Source organism: Achromobacter spanius (genome assembly GCF_003994415.1).
Taxonomy (GTDB): Bacteria; Pseudomonadota; Gammaproteobacteria; order Burkholderiales; family Burkholderiaceae_B; genus Achromobacter; species Achromobacter spanius_C.
This window is the reverse complement of the sequence record NZ_CP034689.1, coordinates 6,238,778-6,258,476: the sequence shown is the minus strand read 5'-3', so window position 1 is coordinate 6,258,476 and position 19,699 is coordinate 6,238,778. Positions and strand designations below refer to the sequence as shown.

Genomic DNA, 19,699 nt, shown 5'->3' with positions numbered 1-19,699 from the left:
CCATTGAATCCACCGCATGGTGACGCTGCATCGCCTCGCGCATTACGGCCCGAAACGAACGTCCGATCCGTCATGAAAAAGTAATTGGCGCCACCTACATTCATTGCTTCGTTAAATCCAGACAAATGGACAATATGAAGACCAACATGAATGCGCCCGTCGTGGACTTCAATGACGAGGACTCGAACACATCGCCAAATCCGACATTCGACGCGGTGCTACAAACCCGCTTGAGTCGACGCCGGATTCTGAAGGGAGGCATGGCAACGGTGGGCTCTGCCCTGTTCGGGGTTGGCCTGGCGGGCTGTAATGGCGACGGAGACGACGACAGCGATGTCGATAGCCCGGACACACCGCCCACAGGAGCTCCTCCCACGGAGCCCTCGGAAAAACTGCTCAATTTCGGCGCGGTTCCGAAATCGCTGGCAGACGCGGTCAGCGTTCCTTCCGGATACACCGCGCAAGTGCTCTATGGGGTCGCCTCAGAAAACGGAAAATAAAGCACGCTAAGCCGGTTGCAGCGGTCGTAGCGGCCTGAACTTGCCCGCGCCGATCTTGGCGCTGCTGCGCCAGAGGTAATCGCCGGTGAGGTTGATGTGCTCCCAACCGAGCGGCGACAGGTACTGCAACAGCGCGTCATCAACGGCATGGCCGTTGCCACGCAGCGCGTGCGCAGCCCGTTCCAGATAGACCGTGTTCCACAACACGACGGCAGCCGTTACCAGATTGAGGCCGCTAGCCCGGTAGCGCTGCTGCTCGAAACTGCGGTCGCGGATTTCACCCAGGCGGTTGAAAAACACTGCCCTGGCCAGCGCATTGCGCGCCTCGCCCTTGTTCAGGCCGGCATGCACGCGGCGGCGCAGTTCCACGCTTTGCAGCCAGTCCAGGATGAACAGCGTGCGCTCGATGCGGCCCAGCTCGCGGAGCGCCACGGCCAGGCCGTTCTGGCGTGGGTAGCTGCCGAGCTTTCGGAGCATCAGGGAGGCCGTCACCGTGCCCTGCTTGATCGAGGTGGCCAGCCGCAGGATTTCGTCCCAATGGGCGCGGACGTGCTTGATGTTGAGCGTGCCGCCGATCATGGGTTTCAGCGCGTCATAGGCGGCGTCGCCCTTCGGGATGTAGAGCTTGGTGTCGCCCAGGTCGCGGATGCGCGGCGCGAAGCGGAAGCCCAGGAGGTGCATCAGGGCGAAGACGTGATCGGTGAAGCCCGCCGTGTCGGTGTAATGCTCCTCGATCCGCAAGTCGGACTCGTGGTACAGCAGGCCGTCGAGCACGTAGGTCGAATCGCGCACGCCGACGTTCACGACCTTGGTGTGAAATGGCGCGTACTGGTCAGAAATGTGGGTGTAGAACGTCCGCCCTGGGCTGCTCCCGTATTTCGGGTTGATGTGGCCGGTGCTCTCGGCCTTGCTGCCGGTGCGGAAGTTCTGGCCGTCCGACGATGAGGTGGTGCCGTCGCCCCAGTGCTCGGCGAAGGGATGGCGGAACTGTGCGTTGACCAGATCGGCCAGCGCCGCCCCGTAGGTTTCGTCGCGGATGTGCCAGGCTTGCAGCCAAGCCAGCTTGGCGTAGGTCGTGCCGGGGCAAGACTCCGCCATCTTGGTCAGGCCCAGGTTGATCGCGTCGGCGAGGATCGTGGTCAGCAACAGGTTCTTGTCTTTGGCCGGGTCGCCCGATTTCAGATGCGCGAAATGCCGAGTGAAGCCCGTCCATTCGTCCACCTCCAGCAGCAGTTCGGTGATCTTGACGTGCGGCAGGATCATTGCCGTCTGGTCGATCAGCGCTTGGGCGGTGTCGGGTACCGCCGCGTCGAGCGGCGTGATCTTCAAGCCTGACTCGGTGATGATGGCGTCCGGCAGCTCGTTGGCCGTCGCCATACGGTTGACGGTGGCAAGCTGTGTTTCCAGCAGCGTCAGCCGGTCGTTCAGGTACCGGTTGCAGTCGGTGGCCACGGCCAGCGGCAATTCGCTGGCCTGCTTGAGGCTGGCGAATTTCGCGGGCGGCACCAGGTAGTCCTCGAAGTCCTTGAACTGGCGCGACCCCTGCACCCAGATGTCGCCGGAACGCAACGCGTTCTTCATCTCCGACAGCGCGCACAGTTCGTAGTAGCGCCGGTCGATGCCGGTGTCGGTCATGACCAGCTTCTGCCAGCGCGGCTTGATGAACTCGGTCGGCGCGTCGGCGGGCACCTTGCGGGCGTTGTCGCTGTTCATGCCGCGCAGCACCTCGATGGCGTCGAGCACGTCCTTCGCGGCGGGAGCGGCCCGCAGCTTGAGCACGGCAAGGAATTCCGGCGCGTAGCGGCGCAGCGTGGCGTAGCTTTCGCCGATGCGGTGCAGGAAATCGAAGTCCTCGGGCTGCGCAAGCTTCTGCGCTTCGGTGACGCTCTCGGCGAAGGCATCCCAGGACATGACGGCCTCGATGGCGGCGAACGGATCGCGGCCCGCCTGCTTGGCCTCGATCAGCGCCTGGCCGATGCGGCCGAACAGCCGCACCTTGGCGTTGATCGCCATGCCGGACGCCTGGAATTGCTGCTGATGCTTGTTCTTGGCGGCGTTGAACAGCTTGCCCAGGATGCGGTCGTGCAGGTCGATGATTTCGTCGGTGACGGTGGCCATGCCCTCGATGGCAAGCGCCACCAGGGTGGCATAGCGTCGCTGCGCCTCGAACTTGGCCAGGTCGGCGGGCGTCATCTGGCCACCCTCACGGGCGATCTTGAGCAGGCGGTTCTGGTGCACCGACCGCTCGATGCCAGAAGGCAGGTCGAGCGCCTGCCACGCTTTGAGGCGTTCGATGTGTTCCAGCATGTGCCGCGAATTCGGTTTGACGGGCGATTGGCGCAGCCAGGCCAGCCAGGTCGTTTTGCCGTTGTCCCGACGCTTGAGCAGATCGTCGAGGCGGCGGCGATGCGCGTCCGACAGCGGTTCGGCCAAGGCATCGTAGATGCGCCGGTTGGCGCGGGTGATTGCTTCGGCGCTCGCCCGCTCGACGGCGTTGAGGGCAGGCAGAATGACCGACTGCTGCCGCAGGTGCTCGATCAAGGTGCTGGCCAGCACGATGCCCTTGTCGGTCTGCAAGGCCATCTCGGTCAGCAACTGGACGGCCTGCCGGTAGTGGCCCATGGTAAAGGGCTGGAAGCCGAACACCGTTTGCAGTTCGACCAGGTGCTCGCGCCGGGTCTGCTCCCGCTGCCCGTATTCGTCCCAGCTTTCGACGCTGACCTTGAGCTGGTCGGCGACCAGTTTCAACAAGGGCGGAAACGGCGGCTCATCGACGCCCAGGATGACACCAGGAAAGCGCAGGTAACAGAGCTGCACGGCGAAGCCCAGCCGGTTGGCCGGGCCGCGCCGCTGCCGGATGATGGAGAGGTCGGTTTCGCTGAACGTGTAGTGACGGATCAACTCATCCTTGGTGTCCGGCAACGCCAGCAGGCTTTCGCGCTCGGCGGCGGACAGGATTGAACGACGTGGCATATTTACTGATCCGTTCTCAAGTATTGATACAGGGTTTCGCGACTGATTCCGAATTCACGAGCCAGCTTGGTCTTTTGCTCGCCAGCCTCGACACGTTGGCGCAGTTCGGCAATACGCTCAGACGACAGGGATTTCTTCCTGCCACGGTAGGCCCCGCGCTGCTTGGCGAGCGCGATGCCCTCGCGCTGCCGCTCGCGGATCAAGGCGCGTTCGAACTCGGCGAACGCGCCCATTACCGACAGCATCAGGTTCGCCATCGGCGAGTCCTCGCCGGTGAAGGTCAAATGCTCCTTAAGGAACTCGATGCGTACGCCGCGCTGGGTGAGGCCCTGCACCAGGCGGCGCAGGTCGTCGAGGTTGCGCGCCAGACGATCCATGCTGTGCACCACGACCGTGTCGCCTTCGCGCACGAAGGCGAGCAGCCGTTCCAGTTCGGGCCGCCGTGTGTCCTTGCCCGACGCCTTGTCGGTGAACACTTTATCCACCTGGATCTGTTCGAGCTGCCGTTCTGGGTTCTGGTCGAAGCTGCTGACGCGGACGTAACCGATGCGCTGACCGTGCAAGGTATCCTCCTGAGGGAAATGTGTCAGGAAGAAATCTATGACCCTTGACGGCGTATGTCAATCAATTCGGAAGGCAACTCTATTCTGACGATTTAGCGCCGGATGGTCTGACGCCAAGTTAGGGTATGCCTCAATCTGACGGTAGCGAGTCGCAGGCGTTCGGATCGGCATCGGTTTCGTTCCCTGTCTTGGCACGCGCTTCGAAGCGTTGATAACACTCCAACCCGCAGAAGTGCTCGACGTATTCCGCGCCTTCCGGGGTGAAGGCGGCATCGAGCGGGATTTCCTTGCAGCACACGCAGCAACTGGTGGTGGTCGAGTCACTTGCATTCATGGTGGCACCCCTCCATTGACTGACGAAGACGGCGAATGCCGCCGCCGGCATTGGCTTCGCGAACAGGAAGCCTTGTCCTGTGTCGCAGTCCGCTTGTCGCAATAGATCAAGACTCGCCGATGTTTCCACGCCTTCAGCCACCACATCCATGCCCAGCCCGTGCGCAAGCTGAATCACGGTGTGCACGATGGTTTGGTCGCGGCGGTCGTTGGCGAGCCCGGCGACAAACGATTGGTCGATCTTGAGCGTGCTGATTGGGCAGCACTTCAGATGTTGCAGACAGGAATACCCCGTCCCGAAGTCATCGGCGGCGAAGCGCACACCGATCTGCCGCAAGGCGTCCAGGGCGGGGAAGATCGCCGGATCACCAAACGCGACCGATTCGGTCAGCTCGATTTCGAGATACTCGGCGGGCAACTCGGCATCAGCCAGCACGCCCTTTACCCACCCGTCGAAGTCCGGTCCCACTTGGCTCGCCGAAACATTGACGGCCAGCCGGAACGGTCGCCATGCCAGCATTCGCCAGTCACGCATCTGGCGGCAGGCTTCGCCCAGCACCCAAGCGCCGATTTCAGGCATCAGGCCGGACGATTCGACCACGGGCAGGAACTGGCCCGGTGGCAATAGTCCAAGCGTCGGATGACGCCAGCGCAACAGGGCTTCCGCGCCGACAATCCCACCACTGCGCAGATCGACGACGGGCTGGTAGTGCAGTTCAAGCTGCCCGCGCTCGACCGCTTGGGCCAGTTCCGGCGTCGTCCATCCATCCGGCCGGAAAGCGCTCATTCTCTTTCCCTGAATGCCCGCAACGCCCGCGACAGGGACAGAAGGAACAGGCCGGTCAAACCGAGCGCCGCGATGACCCAATGCTCGCCGAGGAAAGCACCGGCGGTTGTGCCGGCCAGCACGACAGCGAGGATGGGCAGGTGGCAGGGGCAAGTCAGCACAGCCAGTCCGCCCCACAGGTAGCCGGTGATCGGTTTGTGCGTCTCGGACGGCAAGCGCTCGGGGTTGTTCATGGCAGACTCTCCGCGTGCTGTGCCGGCTCGGTCGGCAGGGTGGCCAACTGCACTTCCAGATCGGCCAACGCTTCGCGCCGACGCTCGACGAACTGACGCAGCAGGGCAAGCTGCGCGGCCGCTTCGTCGCCGTCCGCCGCATCCAGCGCCCGGCACAGCCGCGCCAGCGCGTCGAGGCCGATGCCCGCCTCGAAGGCCGCCCGCACGAAGCACAGCCGTTGCAAGGCGGCGTCATCGAACAAGCCGTAGCCGCCTGGTGTGCACGCCACCGGGCGCAGCAATCCGCGCAGCAGGTAGTCGCGCACGATATGCACGCTCACCCCGGCATCAAGAGCCAGCCGGGACACCGTGTAGGCGTTCATTGAACACCTCCTTTTTCTCACCCGGCGCAGCAGGAAAGCTGCTTCACATCCTTGTTGAAGGTCTGCGCCGCGAGCTTCAACCCCTCGACCATCGTCAGGTAGGGGAACAACTGGTCGGCCAGTTCCTGCACCGTCATGCGGTTGCGAATGGCCAGAGCCGCCGTCTGGATCAGTTCACCCGCTTCCGGCGCGACCGCCTGTACGCCGATCAGCCGATGGCTGCCTTCCTCGATAACCAACTTGATGAAGCCGCGTGTGTCGAAGTTGGCGAGCGCACGCGGCACGTTGTCCAAGGTCAAGGTGCGGCTGTCGGTCTCGATCCCGTCGTGGTGGGCTTCCGCCTCGCTGTAGCCCACGGTCGCCACTTGCGGATCGGTGAACACCACGGCCGGCATTGCGGTCAGGTCGAGCGCCGCATCGCCGCCGGTCATGTTGATCGCGGCACGGGTGCCGGCCGCTGCCGCCACATAGACGAACTGCGGCTGGTCGGTGCAGTCGCCGGCCGCGTAGATGTTCGGGTTGCTCGTGCGCATGCCTTGGTCGATGACGATGGCACCTTGCGCATTGACAGTGACCCCCGCTGCGTCCAGCGCGAGGCTGCGCGTGTTCGGTGTCCGACCGGTGGCAACCAGCAGTTTGTCGGCGCGCAATTCACCGTGCGTGGTGGTCAGCACGAATTCACCGTCCATATGGGCGACCTGGCTGGCTTGCGTGTGCTCCAGCACCTCGATGCCCTCGGCACGGAAAGCGGCTGTCACCGCCTCGCCGATGGCCGGGTCTTCACGGAAGAACAAGGTATTGCGCGCCAGGACCGTGACCTTGCTGCCCAGCCGGGCAAAGGCTTGCGCCAGCTCCAGCGCCACCACCGACGAGCCGATTACGGCAAGGCGTTCGGGAATGGTGTCGCTCGCCAGGGCCTCGGTGGAAGTCCAGTAGGGTGACTCTTTCAAGCCCGGAATCGGCGGGACCGCCGGGCTGGCACCCGTGGCGACCAGGCAGCGGTCGAACATCACGACGCGCTCGCCACCCTCGTTCAAACGGACGGTAAGGCTCTGGTCGTCCTTGAAGCGCGCCTCACCGTGCACAACGGTGATGGCCGGATTACCGCCCAGGATGCCTTCGTACTTGGCGTGCCGCAGTTCGTCGACGCGGGCCTGCTGCTGGGCCAGCAGCTTACTGCGGTCAATCGTAGGCACAGTTGCCGCAATACCGCCATCGAACGGGCTTTCCCGGCGCAGATGGGCGATGTGGGCGGCGCGGATCATGATCTTGGACGGCACACAGCCGACATTGACGCAGGTGCCGCCGATGGTGCCGCGCTCGATCAGCGTGACCTGCGCGCCTTGCTCGACGGCCTTCAGCGCCGCCGCCATCGCGGCTCCACCGCTGCCAATGACCGCTACCTGCACCGGGGGCTCGTTGCCACTGTGCTTTTCGGCGGCGGCCATCCATCCCCGCACCTTGTCGAGCAGTCCGACGCGGTTGTCCGCCAGTGGCGCATCGGCTAGCGTTGCCTTGTAGCCCAGTCCGGCCACGGCGGCAGTCAGCGCGTCCGGCGATGTGCCCGGCACGATGGCGAGTTGCGCTGTGCCCTTCGGATAGGACACCAGCGCCGACTGCACGCCTGGCACTTTTTCCAGCGCTTCCTTGACGTGCGCCGCGCACGAGTCGCAAGTCATGCCGGTGATTTTTAGATGGGTCATGCAACAGATCCTTTATCGTTTGTGGCGCCAGACAATGACGTCCGTTGTGCTGCGGTGCCGTTTTCAGTGACTCACTGCTTGACGCTGGACGGATAGCCCGCGTCTGCGGTTGCCTTGGTCAGCTTCTGCACGCTGGTCTTGGCATCGTCGAAGGTGACGACCGCTTGGCGTGTCTCGAAAGTCACGTCAACTTTGCTGACGCCTTCGACCTTGGAAATCGCCTTCTTGACAGTGATCGGGCAGGCGGAGCAGGTCATGCCCGGTACGGACAGCGTGACGGTCTGGGTGGCGGCCCAGACGGGGGCAACAACGGCGGCGAGGGCGAGGGAGGCAAACAGTTTCTTCATGGTGAACTCCGATCAGTAGAAAAATGGCATGACGTAGGGAAATCCGAGCGCGACCAGAACCAGCGCGGCCACGATCCAGAAAATGAGCTTGTAAGTAGCTCGCACTTGGGGAATCGCGCAGACCTCACCCGGTTTGCAGGCCGCTGCCTGCCGGTAGATGCGCCGCCAGGCGAAGAACAACGCCACCAGCGCCACGCCGATAAAGATGGGGCGATAGGGATCCAACACCGCCAAGTTGCCGATCCAAGCGCCGCTGAACCCCAAGGCGATCAGAACCAACGGCCCGAGGCAGCAAGCCGAGGCGAGGATGGCGGCAAGCCCTCCAGTGAAGAGCGCGCCGCGCCCGGTTTTTGGTTCAGACATGCGCTTGTCCTTTCGAATTGAAATTGGATAGCGTAACCTTACTTCCGTACTCATGTACGGAGTCAAGCGATATGGAAAACAATTTGGAGAACCTGACCATTGGCGTTTTCGCCAAGGCGGCCGGGGTCAATGTGGAGACCATCCGTTTCTATCAGCGCAAGGGCTTGTTGCTGGAGCCTGACAAGCCCTATGGCAGCATCCGCCGCTATGGCGAGGCGGATGTAACGCGGGTGCGCTTCGTGAAATCAGCCCAGCGGCTGGGCTTCAGCCTGGATGAGATCGCCGAGCTGCTGCGGCTGGAGGATGGCACCCATTGCGAGGAAGCCAGCAGTCTGGCCGAGCACAAGCTCAAGGACGTGCGCGAGAAAATGGCTGACCTGGCGCGCATGGAGGCCGTGCTGTCTGAGTTGGTGTGCGCCTGCCATGCGCGAAGGGGGAACGTTTCCTGCCCGCTGATCGCGTCACTACAGGGTGGAGCAAGCTTGGCAGGTTCGGCTATGCCTTAGCGTGCTTTATTTTCCGTTTTCTGAGACGACCCCTCTATGGCTTGGGTGACCCGCTCGCTGAGGGGGTGCTTGCCTACAAGAACGATGGCACGGACAACGATTTCGACAAGCGTGCTGGTGACCACCACGATGGCATGGAATGGTTCGGCCTTGGTGCTGACAACCGGCCGTCGGCAAGCTCGACGGATCGCGGGCTGCTGGCGGTCAACCATGAGGCCACGACGAACGAAGGGCTCAGTTCGTTCTTCCTGCATGCAAATGGGGGCACGAATACGCTACCCCGGCCAGCCGCCGAGGTTGACAAGGAGATCGCCATTCATGGAGTGTCGGTTGTCGAGGTAAAGAAAGCCGGCAATGCCTGGGGTACGGTTCCCGATTCGTTGTTCAATTTCAGGCTCACGGCGCTTTCCGAAGTCGAGATCGCCGGCCCCGCCCGAGGTAACCCGCTGCTGGTGACGAAGTACTCGCCCGACGCGACGCGTACGCGCGGCACGCTCAACAACTGCGGCACGGGAAAGACCCCTTGGGGCACCTTTCTGACTGGCGAGGAAAACTGGTACGGCTATTTCACGCGAGACGCTGCGGACGATGCCGCCCGCGGGAATGACAAATCTGTCACCTCGCTTCGGCGCTATGGACGCAATCAAGGCGCTGCGTCGCGCCACGGTTGGGAATCGGCCGGCGCGGACGATCGATATGCTCGCTGGATAATCAGCCAGTCTGGCGCGTCGGCTGACGGTAGCGATGACTACCGCAACGAGATGAACGGCCAGGGCTACGTCGTCGAGGTGGATGCTTACGACCGCAGCAGAAAGGCGAAAAAGCGCTCGGCTTTGGGCCGGTTTGCCCATGAATCGGCCGCTTTCCGCACGGCAGTCGCGGGTCAACCGATCATCGTATATATGGGCGACGACGCTCGTGGCGAGTACCTCTACAAGTGGGTCTCGTCGGCCAATTGGGATCCCGCGGACGCAGACGCGATCAGTCGTATCTCTGTGGGCGACAAGTACCTTGATAACGGCACACTATTTGCGGCCCAGTTCTCAGAAGATGGCACCGGCTCGTGGTTGGAACTGTCGATGCAGAACTCGGCGGTCAGCGGGTATGCGACCTACCCCTTTTCCGATCAGGCCGATGTGGCGGTCAATGCCCGGTTGGCGGCCGATGCCGCCGGTGCAACTAAGATGGATCGGCCCGAATGGTGTGGCGTGAACCCCGCGAACGGCGAACTCTATTGCACGTTGACGAACAACAGCAGCCGCCGCGTTGATCCCACCGGCTCGCAGTATGAGCCCGACTCCGCCAATCCTCGCGTGTACACCGATATGAAGGGTGGCGCTAGCCAGTCTGGCAACCCCAACGGACACATCATTCGTATCAAGGAATTGGCAGCGGCCGGTGATGGCGATCGCTTCGAATGGGATGTGTACCTGTTCGGCGCGCAAGCCGACGCCGATGTCACGACCGTAAACCTGTCCAGTCTTACCGATGACCAGGACTTTTCAAGCCCGGATGGTCTGGTGTTCAGTGCGGTAACGGGTCTGTGCTGGCTGCAGACCGATGACGGCGCCTACACCGACGTGACCAACTGCATGATGTTGGCCGCGCGCCCCGGGCAGGTTGGTGATGGGGCGAAGAAATCCCTGGCGTATCCCGAGGGGGACGGCAGCACGCTTACGGTGGATACCTATGTCGGTAAGCCGCCAGCGCCAGAGCAGCTCAAGCGCTTTCTGGTGGGTCCGGTTGGATGCGAAATTACGGGATTCTGCGAAACCCCTGATGGCAAGGCCATTTTTGTCAACATCCAACATCCTGGCGAAAACACGGACCAAGCCAACCTCGCTGATCCTTCCAAGTACACCAGCCAATGGCCAAGCAATGCTGGGTATGGAGCGGGCAAACGACCCCGCTCCGCGACGATCGTGATTACGAAGGATGACGGCGGCCGTATCGGAACCTGATACCCAAAACCATAAGTAGGGCCAACATCGTCGATTCGTCGACGACTTTGCGGGGCGATGCTGGGGGGCTGGCACTCGCCCCAATTTTTTTGCGGCGGCCGCTTTAGCATGTCAGATGTTGCTGACACTAATCTGTCATCTATGCGATATAGTCTGTCCGGATATACAGAACTACCGACTTATCGAATTTCCATGCCCATCGCCAGCACGTCCACGCCTTCCCCAGCGGTTGCCAGCCATTTCAACCCGGATTTACCTCGGGACGGAGTGTCTTTCCAGCACGCGCTAAGCGCATTCCACGCCCTTTCTCAGCCAACGCGGCTCGAGATTTTTCGCCTTTTGATGGCGCGCGAGCCGGAAGGGGTGCCTGCGGGCGCCATCGCGGAAATGGTGGAGGGCCCCCACAACACGGTGTCGCAGCATCTGTCGGTGCTTGCCCGCGCGGGCTTGATCTGGGGAGACCGCCAGGGGCGAAGCATCATATATCGTGCCGACGTAGGCGTCATGGGCTCGTTGATGTCGTTCATGTTGACCGATTGCTGCCATGGCCACCCCGAGGCGTGCGCGCCGGTCATCGCTGCGCTGGCGGGTCACTGCGACTGCGACATCATCCCGAATAAGAAGCCGCTTCGTGGCGCCAAGAAAAATGCTGGCGCCTCGGCGGCTACCTAGCCGCCGATGTAGCTCATCTCGATCTTGTGTTGGCGTGGTTGTGACGTTCGAACCTCTGAGTATCGATCGTTGCGGGATCGCCACCGCTCAGCCAAGCCGTTGATCAGCATTTGTGGATTCGACTCCGACCTCAATTGCAAACGTATGTCATCGCCTTGTTCGGCAAACAGACAGGTATAGAGCTTGCCGTCGGCCGAGAGCCTTGCCCTTGAGCAATCGCCGCAGAATGGGTGGCTGACGCTAGAAATCAAACCGATTTCTCCTTGACCGTCTTGGTAAGCCCAGCGGCGGGCGACTTCGCCGCGCACCGTAGGCGCCAAGGGTGTCAACGGGAAAACGGCATGTATTCTCTTTAGGACTTCGTCGGACGGCAGGACGGCCGAGGCATTCCAACCGTTGGTCGCACCGACATCCATGAATTCGATGAAGCGCAGCGCGTGCGCGGTTCCGCGAAAGCGCCGGGCCATCGGCAGGATCTGATCGTCATTCACACCACGGTGCACCACCATATTTATCTTGATGTGCGGGATGCCCGCAGCCTGGGCTGCGGCTATACCCGCCAATACATCATCCACGGAAGCAGTCGTGTCCGCGACCCGCGCAAAGATGGACGGCGAAAGCGCGTCAAGGCTGACGTTCAGACGCCGCAACCCGGCGGCGGCCAGCCCCCGGGCCTTGCGTGCCAATAAAGACCCGTTGGTGGTCATGGCCAGATCAATCGGCGCGCCGGACGGCGTACGCAACGCCGCCAGTCGCGCAATAAGATGCTCCACGTCTTTGCGCAGCAGCGGTTCACCCCCGCTGACCCTGACCTTACGTACGCCCAGGCTGATGAAGGCGCTTGCGACTCTCTCAATCTCATCAAAAGTCAGCAGCTCTTCGCGGCGCAGGAATGAATGATCCGCGCCGAACTGATCTCGGGGCATACAGTAGGTGCAACGAAAATTGCACTGGTCTATGACCGAAATGCGCAAGTCATGCAGAGGCCGACCGTGCCGGTCTTCGGGCGGGCCGTCCATGCCTGACGAGGCGGTCGATGTTGACCGTAGCGAAGGAGATTTGCGGCGATCCAAAAGTGGAGCTTCGATCATGTTCTGCGTCAGCCTGGCGCGCCGGCAAGTATCCAGTCGACGACCTTTTTCGCGTCCTCGGCTGAAATTCCGGGGTTCGGCGGCATCGGCACAGGTCCCCAGGTGCCCGCACTGCCATTCTTGATTTTCCCTAGCAGCAGGGCAGCGGCGCCGGGTTCGTCCTTGAACTTGGCGCCCACGTCCTTGTATGAGGGGCCGACGACCTTGCGGTCAACCGCGTGGCACGCCAGGCAATTGTTCTTGGTCAAGATCGCTTGGATTGTGGCGTCCGGGGCCGCAACACAGGTCAGGCTGGCGGATGCCAACCCAACCGACACGAACAGCTTGGTGATACGCATGAGGGGCAATGCTCCTTTTGTTGAAAATCAGCCCAGGGTGAATCGGCGGCTCTTGAAACTGATGGTGTTCCGGAACTCCTCGACGGAGCCAACTTTCCGGATATTCCCCCAGGTGCCTTTGTAGTAAGGAATGATGTTGCGGTCGGTCCATTCGGTCGTGACGTCGCCTTGGATTCCGTTGACGTAGCCGAACATCATGAACGTCTGGCCGCGCTTTATTTCAGGCACCGGGTACACCATCGCGTAGGTGGAGCCGTAGTCGTTGTAGACCTCGACCACGTCTGAAGCCTCCACGCCTAGGTCCTGGCAATCGGCAGGGTTGATCTCGATGTACGCCATCGGATAACGGTCTTGCGCAAAGCTGTTGTACTGATCGTGATAGGCCGTTTGCCAGATCTCGTTATTGCGGCCGTTGTTCAACCAGAACTTGTATATCTTCTTTTGGGCGACCACGGGCTCGGGCAGGCCTTTCCACTGCGCCGGCTTGAAGTGAGCTTTTCCGTCGGCGGTGTCGAACTTACCGTCCGTGTAGAGCATTTCGGTGCCTTTGAGCTTCCCATCCGCGTAGGCCTGAACGGGTAACTGAACGCCGTTATTGCCGGCGGCGAGCAACCGTTCGTACGTGACCAGGTGACCGGTATCGCCGCCTTGGCTGTCAATCTTCGGCGCGTCCTTCTGGCCCGCCCGACGAAACCCATCATTGAACGCATCCTCTTCCGTCTTCCAGTCGAATCCGGCGAAACGTTGCGCCATCTTGCTGTTGCCTTCCTTCTCGTACATGGCTTTCAGCGTGTTGGCGATTCGCGCGGCGATCAGGCAGTCCGCTTGCGCTTCCCCGGGCGGGTCCGTGAACTTTTGCGACAGGCGAATGCGCCGCTCGCCATTCATGGACGTCAGGTTCGTTTCGCCCGGGTGCGCCGCTGGAAGCAGCAGATGGGCAGCCTCGGCCAGTTTGGTTGGATAGAGATTGATGCTTGCAACAAACAATCCGCCTCGTTGCGTGGCCGCATAGATGATGTCGACCATCTCTTCGGTTGAAGCGCCGCGCGCTTTCTGCATGGCTTCCTTCACGATGGCGGATCGCTTGAGCACCGCCTCTCGGAGCGCTTGCGCGTTATTGCTGGTCTGGAAGTTGTTGGACCCCCACCAGGTCATCATCCTGCCCTTGCCTTTGATGAGTTCCTGGTCAATGTAGATTTTCTTGTCGCCAGGGTAGGGGGGCCTGGCATAACCCTCTTGGTGCCCACCCATGCGTACACATCCGGTGCCACGGCGCCCCACGTTGTGCGTGGCGATGACCAGATCCAGCAACGCCGACTGAATGACGTAGTTGTCGTTGCCCCAGATGATGCCTTTTTCGTAGGCATGCATGGTGCGCGGAAGCTGCCCTGTCTTCTTCGGCTTGTACGACCACTCCGCCGCCTTCTTCAGGTCGTCGACCGGTACGCCCGTGATCTTGCTGCATTCCTCCAGGGGCATGCGATTCGTGTTGACGGCCTCATCAAATCCCGCCGTGTGCGTCTTGATGAACGGCTTGTCCACCCAGCCCTGTTCAACTACGTAGGTGAACAGCCCGTTGAACAGCGCGATGTCAGTGCCAGGTTCGATCGCCAGATGCAGCACCCGATCTTTTCCGGCAATTTGGCGGGCGATCGCGATGGAAGGCGTGTCGCGAGGGTCCACGAAGACGATGCGGGTATCCGGGAGCTCTTCGCCTGCGAAGCGCGCCTTTTTCTTTTCGACCGTCTGCCCATACAGATTGGGGATCCAGTGATTCAGGAAGTAGTTGGTCTGGGATTCGTAAGGATTATTTCCAATCGACCACAGCACGTCGGCAAGCTCGGCGTCTTCGTAGGCATTGTTGAGCTCGCCGATGCCCATCTCGCGCGTAGCATGGCATTCCGAGTTGTAGGCTGGACGATTGTGGATACGGACCATTGGCGTCTGGAGCGCGGTGAACATCAGCTTGCCCGTGCCCCAGGTGTTTTCGAAGCCTCCGCCAGCCCCACCGTGGTCGAAACAGGAGAACACAATGCCCTCGGGGCCATCGGTATCCAGTACCTTCTTCAGCAGGCCGGCGTACAGTGCCAAGGCGTTGTCCCACGGAACGTCCACCCATTGGTCGGCGGCATACATGCGCGGCTGTTTCAGGCGCGCCTTGCCATCGCCATCGGGCGTGTACATATAGCTGGCCATCCGGCCGCCACGGGTCGAACTCAAGCCGCTGTTGACCACGCATTCCTTGTCCGGAACGATCATGATGTTGTGACGCGAGCCATCCCGCTGCGTGATTACGTTGGTCATCGCCGGGGTAAGCGTCAACGCGAAAGGCGGTAGCTGCTGACGAAAGTCCTGGCCCAGCGCATTCTCCTCGGGTGCCCGGCCTCCCTCGCTTTGCTCCGGCCATTTGTAAACGTGGTACCCACAGCCGACGATACAGAAGTGGCACGTCATATTCGTGCGCGCGGCATCCTTCGGCGGCAAGGTGATGCGGTCTTTGGGTGCGGACATGAGCGTCTCCCGACTTACAGAATGTTGGCCTGGCGGCCGTAGATCAAGCCTTCGACCCCAACCGCGGATATCGCGTCCGAACTGGCGTCATAGCGCAGCAGAATCCGTGGGAGGTTTTCGGTGGCTTGCCCGCAGATCATCTGGCCTGCCTTCTCGGCGTCAAACTCGCTGAAGTGGCACGGGCACTTGAACGTTTTTGTTTTGTTGTCGAAAACTGTGGGGCAGCCCATATGCGTGCACATCGTGCTGTACGCGACGATGTCGTGGTCAGGGCCAACGCCGCCGGGAACGGGATGCCCGAGCTTCACAGCGGTACACGGCGAGGCATTGTCGGGATAGGCGAACTGCAGGGGCGTGTCGGCCGTGAGCTTCTGCGCGACGGCGATGGACTTCACGGGGTAGGGCAGCGTGGTTCCTGTGTGCGGCGCCGTGGCCGGTTGGGCTTGGGCGGGCATGATCGGGATGAGTGTTGCGGCAGCAACAGCACCGCCCGTTCCGCTCAACTTGAGGAATCCGCGCCGGGTAAGGATTTGTGGCTCTGACATGTCGATATTTCCTATTGAAACGAAATGACGGCTTCAGTACTCTGTAGAGCGATAAGCAAAGGGCATGCCAAGTGTCTCTGGCACTGCCCTACACAGGAGGAGACCAAGACCATGGGCACAACGCGATGCCGGAGAGGTAACGTCCAGGCGCCCCAACAGGGGCTGGCGTTACCGTTCGGTAACCGCCGCAGCTTTCTCGCGGCCGGCGTAGCGTCTATCGCGGCCTGTACCTTGCCGCGCAACGCAGCGGCGTCCGCGCCGCTTCTGTTAGGCACGACCGCGGTGTTCCTGGACGACCAGCTCCAACTGCTGGATATCTGGCGGGCCGATCTTCAAGCAGCGCTTAAGCAGGACATTCAGTTCGTCCAACGACGCAGCTACGGGGAAATCGTGGACCTGCTGTTGCGCGGCCAGATCGACGCGGCATGGATCTGTGGCTACCCCTACGTCTTGAACGCCGATAAGCTCAAGCTGCTGGTGGTGCCGCAGTACCAAGGCAAACCGCAGTACCGGTCGTACCTGATCGTGCCCAAGGAGGACCGAAGCACGGCAAGAATTGCAGGCTTGCGCGAACGGGTCTTCGCCTACAGCGACCCACTTTCTAATTCCGGCTTTCTGGTGCCTCGGACGGAACTGCTTGCCGAGCATCAGGACCCGCTACGGTTTTTCAGCAAGGCTTTCTTCACCTTTGCGCACAGCAAAGTTGTGGAGGCGGTCGCGGCGGGGCTGGCCAGCGGCGGGGCGGTCGATGGATACGTCTGGGACAGCATTGCGTCGCAACATGGCGCGCGCGCCGCCGGCACCCGCGTCGCATGGCGATCCCCGGAATATGGGTTTCCGCCCATCGTGGTCGGCGAGCATGTTGCCGACGACACCGCGCTTGCGCTGCGCGATGCTTTGCTCCAGATGCACGCGCGTTCGGATGGCCGCTTGATACTCAAGCGCCTATTCCTCGATCGGTTTGTTGAGGGGGCCGATAGCCTGTACGACGGTATCCGTGGGTTGGTGCGCACGTCAGCGGGCGAAAACCCGGCACGAGATTCTGCATGAAGTCAGCCCGTTGGAACCCCTGGTCCAGAATCAGCTATCGCTACAAGGTGCCGTTGGCCTTGGCCGCCGCGATCGTGGTAACGGAACTGGTGGTTACCGCGACGCTGATGCGAACCGCTTACGTCGGCATGCTGCGAGACACGCGGCAAAGCGCGATGGCGTTAACGCAGGTTTTATCCTTGTCGGTGCGCGAACCCTTGATGCGTGACGATCTGTGGCGGGTCTACGAGGCGTTGCGCATACCGCTCACGGCAGGAGATGGCGCCCCAGGCTTGCGGTCGATCATTGTGCTGGACCCCAGCTTGCATGTGTATGCGTCATCCGATCCGCATCGCTATCCGGTGCTGACGCCCGGCGCCGGTTTGCCCACCGAGCTGGCTGCTGCGGCGCAAACCCTGCGTGACGATCCGCGCACCTTTGTATTCAATACCCCCGATAGCCTGGACGCCACGTTGGCAGTCGCCGGCGCCGCAGTTGTGTCTGAAGATGCGGGATTGGCTGGATACGTGCTGGCGTCTTACGACGCTAGCATCTGGCGCCAGCGCCTGTACGACCTGGTCAGCCAGGTGCTGCTGGTCAGTATTCCCGGGCTGCTGTTGCTACTGGCGCTGGGCTGGTTATGGGGAAACCGCATTGCACGGCCGCTCCTGTCTTTGGCCCAGGCGACTCAGCGTGTCGGGCGCGAACCGGCGGCCAACATCGGACTTTCCTTGCGCAAGGAAGGAAGCGACGAAATCGCGGTGTTGGGGCGCAGCTTTGCATCCATGCTGACGCAACTGGAACGACAGGAAGCGCTTGAACAGGAAATCATTGCCGCCGAACGGCTGGCAGCGGTAGGCCTAGTGGCTGCCGGGGTCGCGCACGAGATCAATAACCCGCTTGGCGGCATGCTCAACGCGTTGGATACCTTGGAAAAGCACGGTTCCTACGATGAATTAACCCAAAGAACAGTCGGCCTGACGCGACGGGGCTTGATGCAGATTCGGCATACGGTCGGTGCCTTGCTGGTGGAGGCGCGCCTGGATTCGGCCTTCATGCACACCACGGATTGGCAGGATCTGCGCTTGCTGATCGAGCCCGAATTATCGGAGAAGAACGCCTCGTTGCTGTGGGACGTCACCACCCGGGACGAATTGCCGCTGCCCGCGCATCTGGTGCGCCAGTTGGTCTTGAACCTGCTCATCAACGCAAAGAACGCCGTGGAACGCGGCGGTAGCGTCAGTTGCACCGTGACCGGAACCGCCGACCGCCTTTCAGTAGAAATTGCAAATTCCGGGCAGCACATTCCACACGATGTGCTGCCCCATTTGTTTGAGCCTTACCGGGTGGATGCCCGGGGAGCGGGGCGGGCAGAGGGCCGCTCCCGCGGACTGGGCCTGTGGGTGACTTACCAAATCGTCACGCAATTGCAAGGCACGATCGAAGTGATAAGCGAAGAAGGCTACACCGCCTTCACCATCACACTGCCTTGCGCCGCACCCATTGAAAAAACGAACTTGGAGCTGACGCCGTGATACAGCCATATGTCTGTTTGATCGAAGACGACGCCATCATGGGCGAATCCATTGTGGAAAGGTTTCGTCTGGAGGGAATCCGTGCCGACTGGTTTTCCAAGGGGTATGAGGCAAGGGAGGCCATCCACGCCAATGCCTATGGCGTGGTGATCAGCGATGTCCGCCTGCCAGACCTGGATGGCGACGAACTTTATCTACAGTTGGTGGCGCAGGGCGGTACATTGCCACCGTTCATCCTGATGACCGCCTATGCCACGGTGGAAAGGGCCGTGGATTTGCTGAAGCTCGGCGTCAAGGACTACGTGACCAAGCCTTTTGACATCGCGACGCTGATCCAGACCGTGCGCGATGTTGTCCCGGCGCAGGCCTCGCCGGAAAGCGATACGGAACTAGGGGTGTCGCAGGCGGCCCAGAATCTACGCCGCATGGTGCCCCGGCTGGCGGGCCGTGCGTCGGCCGTCCTGTTGGTTGGAGAGTCAGGGGTTGGCAAAGAGGTATTGGCACGACTGATCCACAGCCAGGCGGGGCCGGACCTTACCGCGCGGCCGTTCGTAGCCGTGAACTGCGGCGCCATTGCCTCCACCATCGCCGAAGCGGAATTCTTCGGCTATGAAAAGGGGGCTTATACCGGTGCGGACAAGCTACGCAAGGGTTACTTCGAACAAGCCGACGGCGGCACGCTGTTCCTGGATGAAGTCGGAGAGCTATCGCCGGCGCTGCAAGGCGCGCTGTTGCGTGCGATACAGGAAAAGCGTGTCCGCCGACTGGGCGCCGAACACGACACCCACACCAAGTTCGACCTGGTCTGCGCCACCAACCGAAACCTGGCCGAGATGGTCAGCGCCAAGTTGTTCAGGGAAGACCTTTACTACCGGATCAACACCGTCACCCTTGAGGTAAAGCCGCTGCGCGATCGGCCTGAAGACATCCTCTGGCTGGCCAAACGGTTTGCCACCAGCATTGCCGAGCGCCTGGGAGAGCCTGCAAAAACCCTGCACCCGTTGTCACTGGCCAAGATGCAGGCGTACCCCTGGCCGGGCAATATCCGCGAATTGCATAACCGGATCGAACGCGCCTGTCTGGTAAGCCAGTCCAGCGTCTTGTTGCCGGGGGACATCTTTCCTGAAGGTCCGGACGGCGACCATTTTCACGATGAGCCGCAAGGTGGGGAAGAGGCCACGCTCAACGCCTACCAACAGATCTGTGAGCGGCTGTACATCGAAGAGGTGTTGCGCCGGCACGGCGGCCGCATTCAAGAAACGGCCGACGTCTTGAGCATATCCAGGAAGAACCTGTGGCAAAAAATGAAGCGCTACGGTATTGACCTGAAGCGCCAAAGCGAATAAC

At 61.5% G+C, this 19,699-nt stretch carries 19 protein-coding genes; 7 read left to right on the top strand and 12 right to left on the bottom strand.

Annotation, left to right across the window (positions count from 1 at the left end; translation table 11 throughout):
• Positions 1–146: 146 nt before the first annotated feature.
• Positions 147–500, top strand: coding sequence for a hypothetical protein (locus ELS24_RS28615; protein WP_164741317.1), 354 nt, complete (start codon positions 147–149; stop codon positions 498–500).
• Between the two features lie 6 nt (positions 501–506).
• On the opposite strand, the gene ELS24_RS28610 is transcribed toward ELS24_RS28615, so the two are convergent.
• From ELS24_RS28610 to merT, 8 genes are all read right to left on the bottom strand, one after another.
• Positions 507–3,473, bottom strand: a complete 2,967-nt coding sequence (locus ELS24_RS28610; RefSeq protein WP_127186022.1) for a Tn3 family transposase — start codon at positions 3,471–3,473, stop codon at positions 507–509.
• Between the two features lie 2 nt (positions 3,474–3,475).
• Positions 3,476–4,036 carry a recombinase family protein gene (locus tag ELS24_RS28605; RefSeq protein ID WP_003124096.1) on the bottom strand — a complete coding sequence of 187 codons (561 nt, stop codon included), beginning with the start codon at positions 4,034–4,036 and terminating at the stop codon, positions 3,476–3,478.
• Between the two features lie 130 nt (positions 4,037–4,166).
• On the bottom strand, positions 4,167–5,156 hold the full coding sequence (locus ELS24_RS31635) for a DUF3330 domain-containing protein (protein WP_003132006.1): 990 nt from the start codon (positions 5,154–5,156) through the stop codon (positions 4,167–4,169).
• Positions 5,153–5,389 (bottom strand): broad-spectrum mercury transporter MerE, encoded by a 237-nt coding sequence (gene merE / locus ELS24_RS28595; protein WP_003132004.1) that lies wholly within the window; start codon positions 5,387–5,389, stop codon positions 5,153–5,155. The genes ELS24_RS31635 and merE overlap by 4 nt, the downstream gene beginning before the upstream one ends.
• Complete coding sequence (gene merD, locus ELS24_RS28590; RefSeq protein ID WP_000995360.1) at positions 5,386–5,751, bottom strand: mercury resistance co-regulator MerD; 366 nt, start codon at positions 5,749–5,751, stop codon at positions 5,386–5,388. The genes merE and merD overlap by 4 nt, the downstream gene beginning before the upstream one ends.
• A gap of 17 nt (positions 5,752–5,768) precedes the next feature.
• The gene (gene merA / locus ELS24_RS28585) at positions 5,769–7,454 is read right to left on the bottom strand and encodes a mercury(II) reductase (RefSeq protein ID WP_003156770.1); all 1,686 of its coding nucleotides are present in this window, start codon (positions 7,452–7,454) and stop codon (positions 5,769–5,771) included.
• Between the two features lie 71 nt (positions 7,455–7,525).
• A complete protein-coding gene (merP, locus tag ELS24_RS28580; RefSeq protein ID WP_003131987.1) occupies positions 7,526–7,801 on the bottom strand; it encodes a mercury resistance system periplasmic binding protein MerP in 276 nt (91 codons plus the stop codon).
• 12 nt (positions 7,802–7,813) lie between these two features.
• The gene (gene merT / locus ELS24_RS28575; RefSeq protein WP_006224622.1) at positions 7,814–8,164 is read right to left on the bottom strand and encodes a mercuric ion transporter MerT; all 351 of its coding nucleotides are present in this window, start codon (positions 8,162–8,164) and stop codon (positions 7,814–7,816) included.
• A gap of 71 nt (positions 8,165–8,235) precedes the next feature.
• Between merT and ELS24_RS28570 the strand changes: the two genes are divergently transcribed.
• The 3 genes from ELS24_RS28570 to ELS24_RS28560 all read left to right on the top strand — a co-directional run bounded on the left by ELS24_RS28570 (position 8,236) and on the right by ELS24_RS28560 (position 11,303).
• Entirely contained in the window at positions 8,236–8,670 is a 435-nt protein-coding gene (locus ELS24_RS28570; RefSeq protein WP_003131969.1) for a mercury resistance transcriptional regulator MerR, read from the top strand.
• 41 nt (positions 8,671–8,711) lie between these two features.
• A complete protein-coding gene (locus ELS24_RS28565; RefSeq protein WP_231690637.1) occupies positions 8,712–10,631 on the top strand; it encodes a PhoX family protein in 1,920 nt (639 codons plus the stop codon).
• A 192-nt stretch (positions 10,632–10,823) separates the two neighbouring features.
• Complete coding sequence (locus tag ELS24_RS28560) at positions 10,824–11,303, top strand: ArsR/SmtB family transcription factor (protein WP_231690636.1); 480 nt, start codon at positions 10,824–10,826, stop codon at positions 11,301–11,303.
• On the opposite strand, the gene moaA is transcribed toward ELS24_RS28560, so the two are convergent.
• Genes moaA through ELS24_RS28540 form a run of 4 tightly spaced genes read right to left on the bottom strand, consistent with a single transcriptional unit; the run spans position 11,300 to position 15,788 of the window.
• The gene (gene moaA, locus ELS24_RS28555) at positions 11,300–12,394 is read right to left on the bottom strand and encodes a GTP 3',8-cyclase MoaA (RefSeq protein WP_081247806.1); all 1,095 of its coding nucleotides are present in this window, start codon (positions 12,392–12,394) and stop codon (positions 11,300–11,302) included. The genes ELS24_RS28560 and moaA overlap by 4 nt on opposite strands.
• Before the next feature lie 8 nt (positions 12,395–12,402).
• Positions 12,403–12,732: a c-type cytochrome gene (locus ELS24_RS28550; RefSeq protein ID WP_006224616.1), complete on the bottom strand. Its 330-nt coding sequence runs from the start codon at positions 12,730–12,732 to the stop codon at positions 12,403–12,405.
• Between the two features lie 27 nt (positions 12,733–12,759).
• Entirely contained in the window at positions 12,760–15,243 is a 2,484-nt protein-coding gene (locus tag ELS24_RS28545) for an arsenate reductase (azurin) large subunit (RefSeq protein WP_006221920.1), read from the bottom strand.
• Positions 15,244–15,257: 14 nt separating this feature from the next.
• Complete coding sequence (locus ELS24_RS28540; protein ID WP_006221921.1) at positions 15,258–15,788, bottom strand: arsenate reductase (azurin) small subunit; 531 nt, start codon at positions 15,786–15,788, stop codon at positions 15,258–15,260.
• Between the two features lie 282 nt (positions 15,789–16,070).
• On the opposite strand from ELS24_RS28540, the gene ELS24_RS28535 reads away from it, so the two are divergent.
• The 3 genes from ELS24_RS28535 to ELS24_RS28525 are packed head-to-tail and all read left to right on the top strand — an operon-like array spanning position 16,071 to position 19,698.
• Positions 16,071–16,838, top strand: a complete 768-nt coding sequence (locus tag ELS24_RS28535; RefSeq protein ID WP_240669406.1) for a PhnD/SsuA/transferrin family substrate-binding protein — start codon at positions 16,071–16,073, stop codon at positions 16,836–16,838.
• The gene (locus ELS24_RS28530; RefSeq protein WP_006221923.1) at positions 16,835–18,352 is read left to right on the top strand and encodes a sensor histidine kinase; all 1,518 of its coding nucleotides are present in this window, start codon (positions 16,835–16,837) and stop codon (positions 18,350–18,352) included. Before ELS24_RS28535 ends, ELS24_RS28530 begins: the two co-directional genes overlap by 4 nt.
• On the top strand, positions 18,349–19,698 hold the full coding sequence (locus ELS24_RS28525) for a sigma-54-dependent transcriptional regulator (protein WP_081247807.1): 1,350 nt from the start codon (positions 18,349–18,351) through the stop codon (positions 19,696–19,698). Before ELS24_RS28530 ends, ELS24_RS28525 begins: the two co-directional genes overlap by 4 nt.
• Position 19,699: the final 1 nt, after the last annotated feature.

What these genes read in the sequence shown, in the direction of transcription:
- ELS24_RS28615 (WP_164741317.1), top strand. Translation starts at nt 147, where the DNA reads ATGAATGCGCCCGTCGTGGACTTCAATGACGAGGACTCGAACACATCG.
- ELS24_RS28610 (WP_127186022.1), bottom strand. Translation starts at nt 3,473, where the DNA reads ATGCCACGTCGTTCAATCCTGTCCGCCGCCGAGCGCGAAAGCCTGCTG.
- ELS24_RS31635 (WP_003132006.1), bottom strand. Translation starts at nt 5,156, where the DNA reads ATGAGCGCTTTCCGGCCGGATGGATGGACGACGCCGGAACTGGCCCAA.
- merE (WP_003132004.1), bottom strand. Translation starts at nt 5,389, where the DNA reads ATGAACAACCCCGAGCGCTTGCCGTCCGAGACGCACAAACCGATCACC.
- merD (WP_000995360.1), bottom strand. Translation starts at nt 5,751, where the DNA reads ATGAACGCCTACACGGTGTCCCGGCTGGCTCTTGATGCCGGGGTGAGC.
- merA (WP_003156770.1), bottom strand. Translation starts at nt 7,454, where the DNA reads ATGACCCATCTAAAAATCACCGGCATGACTTGCGACTCGTGCGCGGCG.
- merP (WP_003131987.1), bottom strand. Translation starts at nt 7,801, where the DNA reads ATGAAGAAACTGTTTGCCTCCCTCGCCCTCGCCGCCGTTGTTGCCCCC.
- merT (WP_006224622.1), bottom strand. Translation starts at nt 8,164, where the DNA reads ATGTCTGAACCAAAAACCGGGCGCGGCGCGCTCTTCACTGGAGGGCTT.
- ELS24_RS28570 (WP_003131969.1), top strand. Translation starts at nt 8,236, where the DNA reads ATGGAAAACAATTTGGAGAACCTGACCATTGGCGTTTTCGCCAAGGCG.
- ELS24_RS28560 (WP_231690636.1), top strand. Translation starts at nt 10,824, where the DNA reads ATGCCCATCGCCAGCACGTCCACGCCTTCCCCAGCGGTTGCCAGCCAT.
- moaA (WP_081247806.1), bottom strand. Translation starts at nt 12,394, where the DNA reads ATGATCGAAGCTCCACTTTTGGATCGCCGCAAATCTCCTTCGCTACGG.
- ELS24_RS28550 (WP_006224616.1), bottom strand. Translation starts at nt 12,732, where the DNA reads ATGCGTATCACCAAGCTGTTCGTGTCGGTTGGGTTGGCATCCGCCAGC.
- ELS24_RS28545 (WP_006221920.1), bottom strand. Translation starts at nt 15,243, where the DNA reads ATGTCCGCACCCAAAGACCGCATCACCTTGCCGCCGAAGGATGCCGCG.
- ELS24_RS28540 (WP_006221921.1), bottom strand. Translation starts at nt 15,788, where the DNA reads ATGTCAGAGCCACAAATCCTTACCCGGCGCGGATTCCTCAAGTTGAGC.
- ELS24_RS28530 (WP_006221923.1), top strand. Translation starts at nt 16,835, where the DNA reads ATGAAGTCAGCCCGTTGGAACCCCTGGTCCAGAATCAGCTATCGCTAC.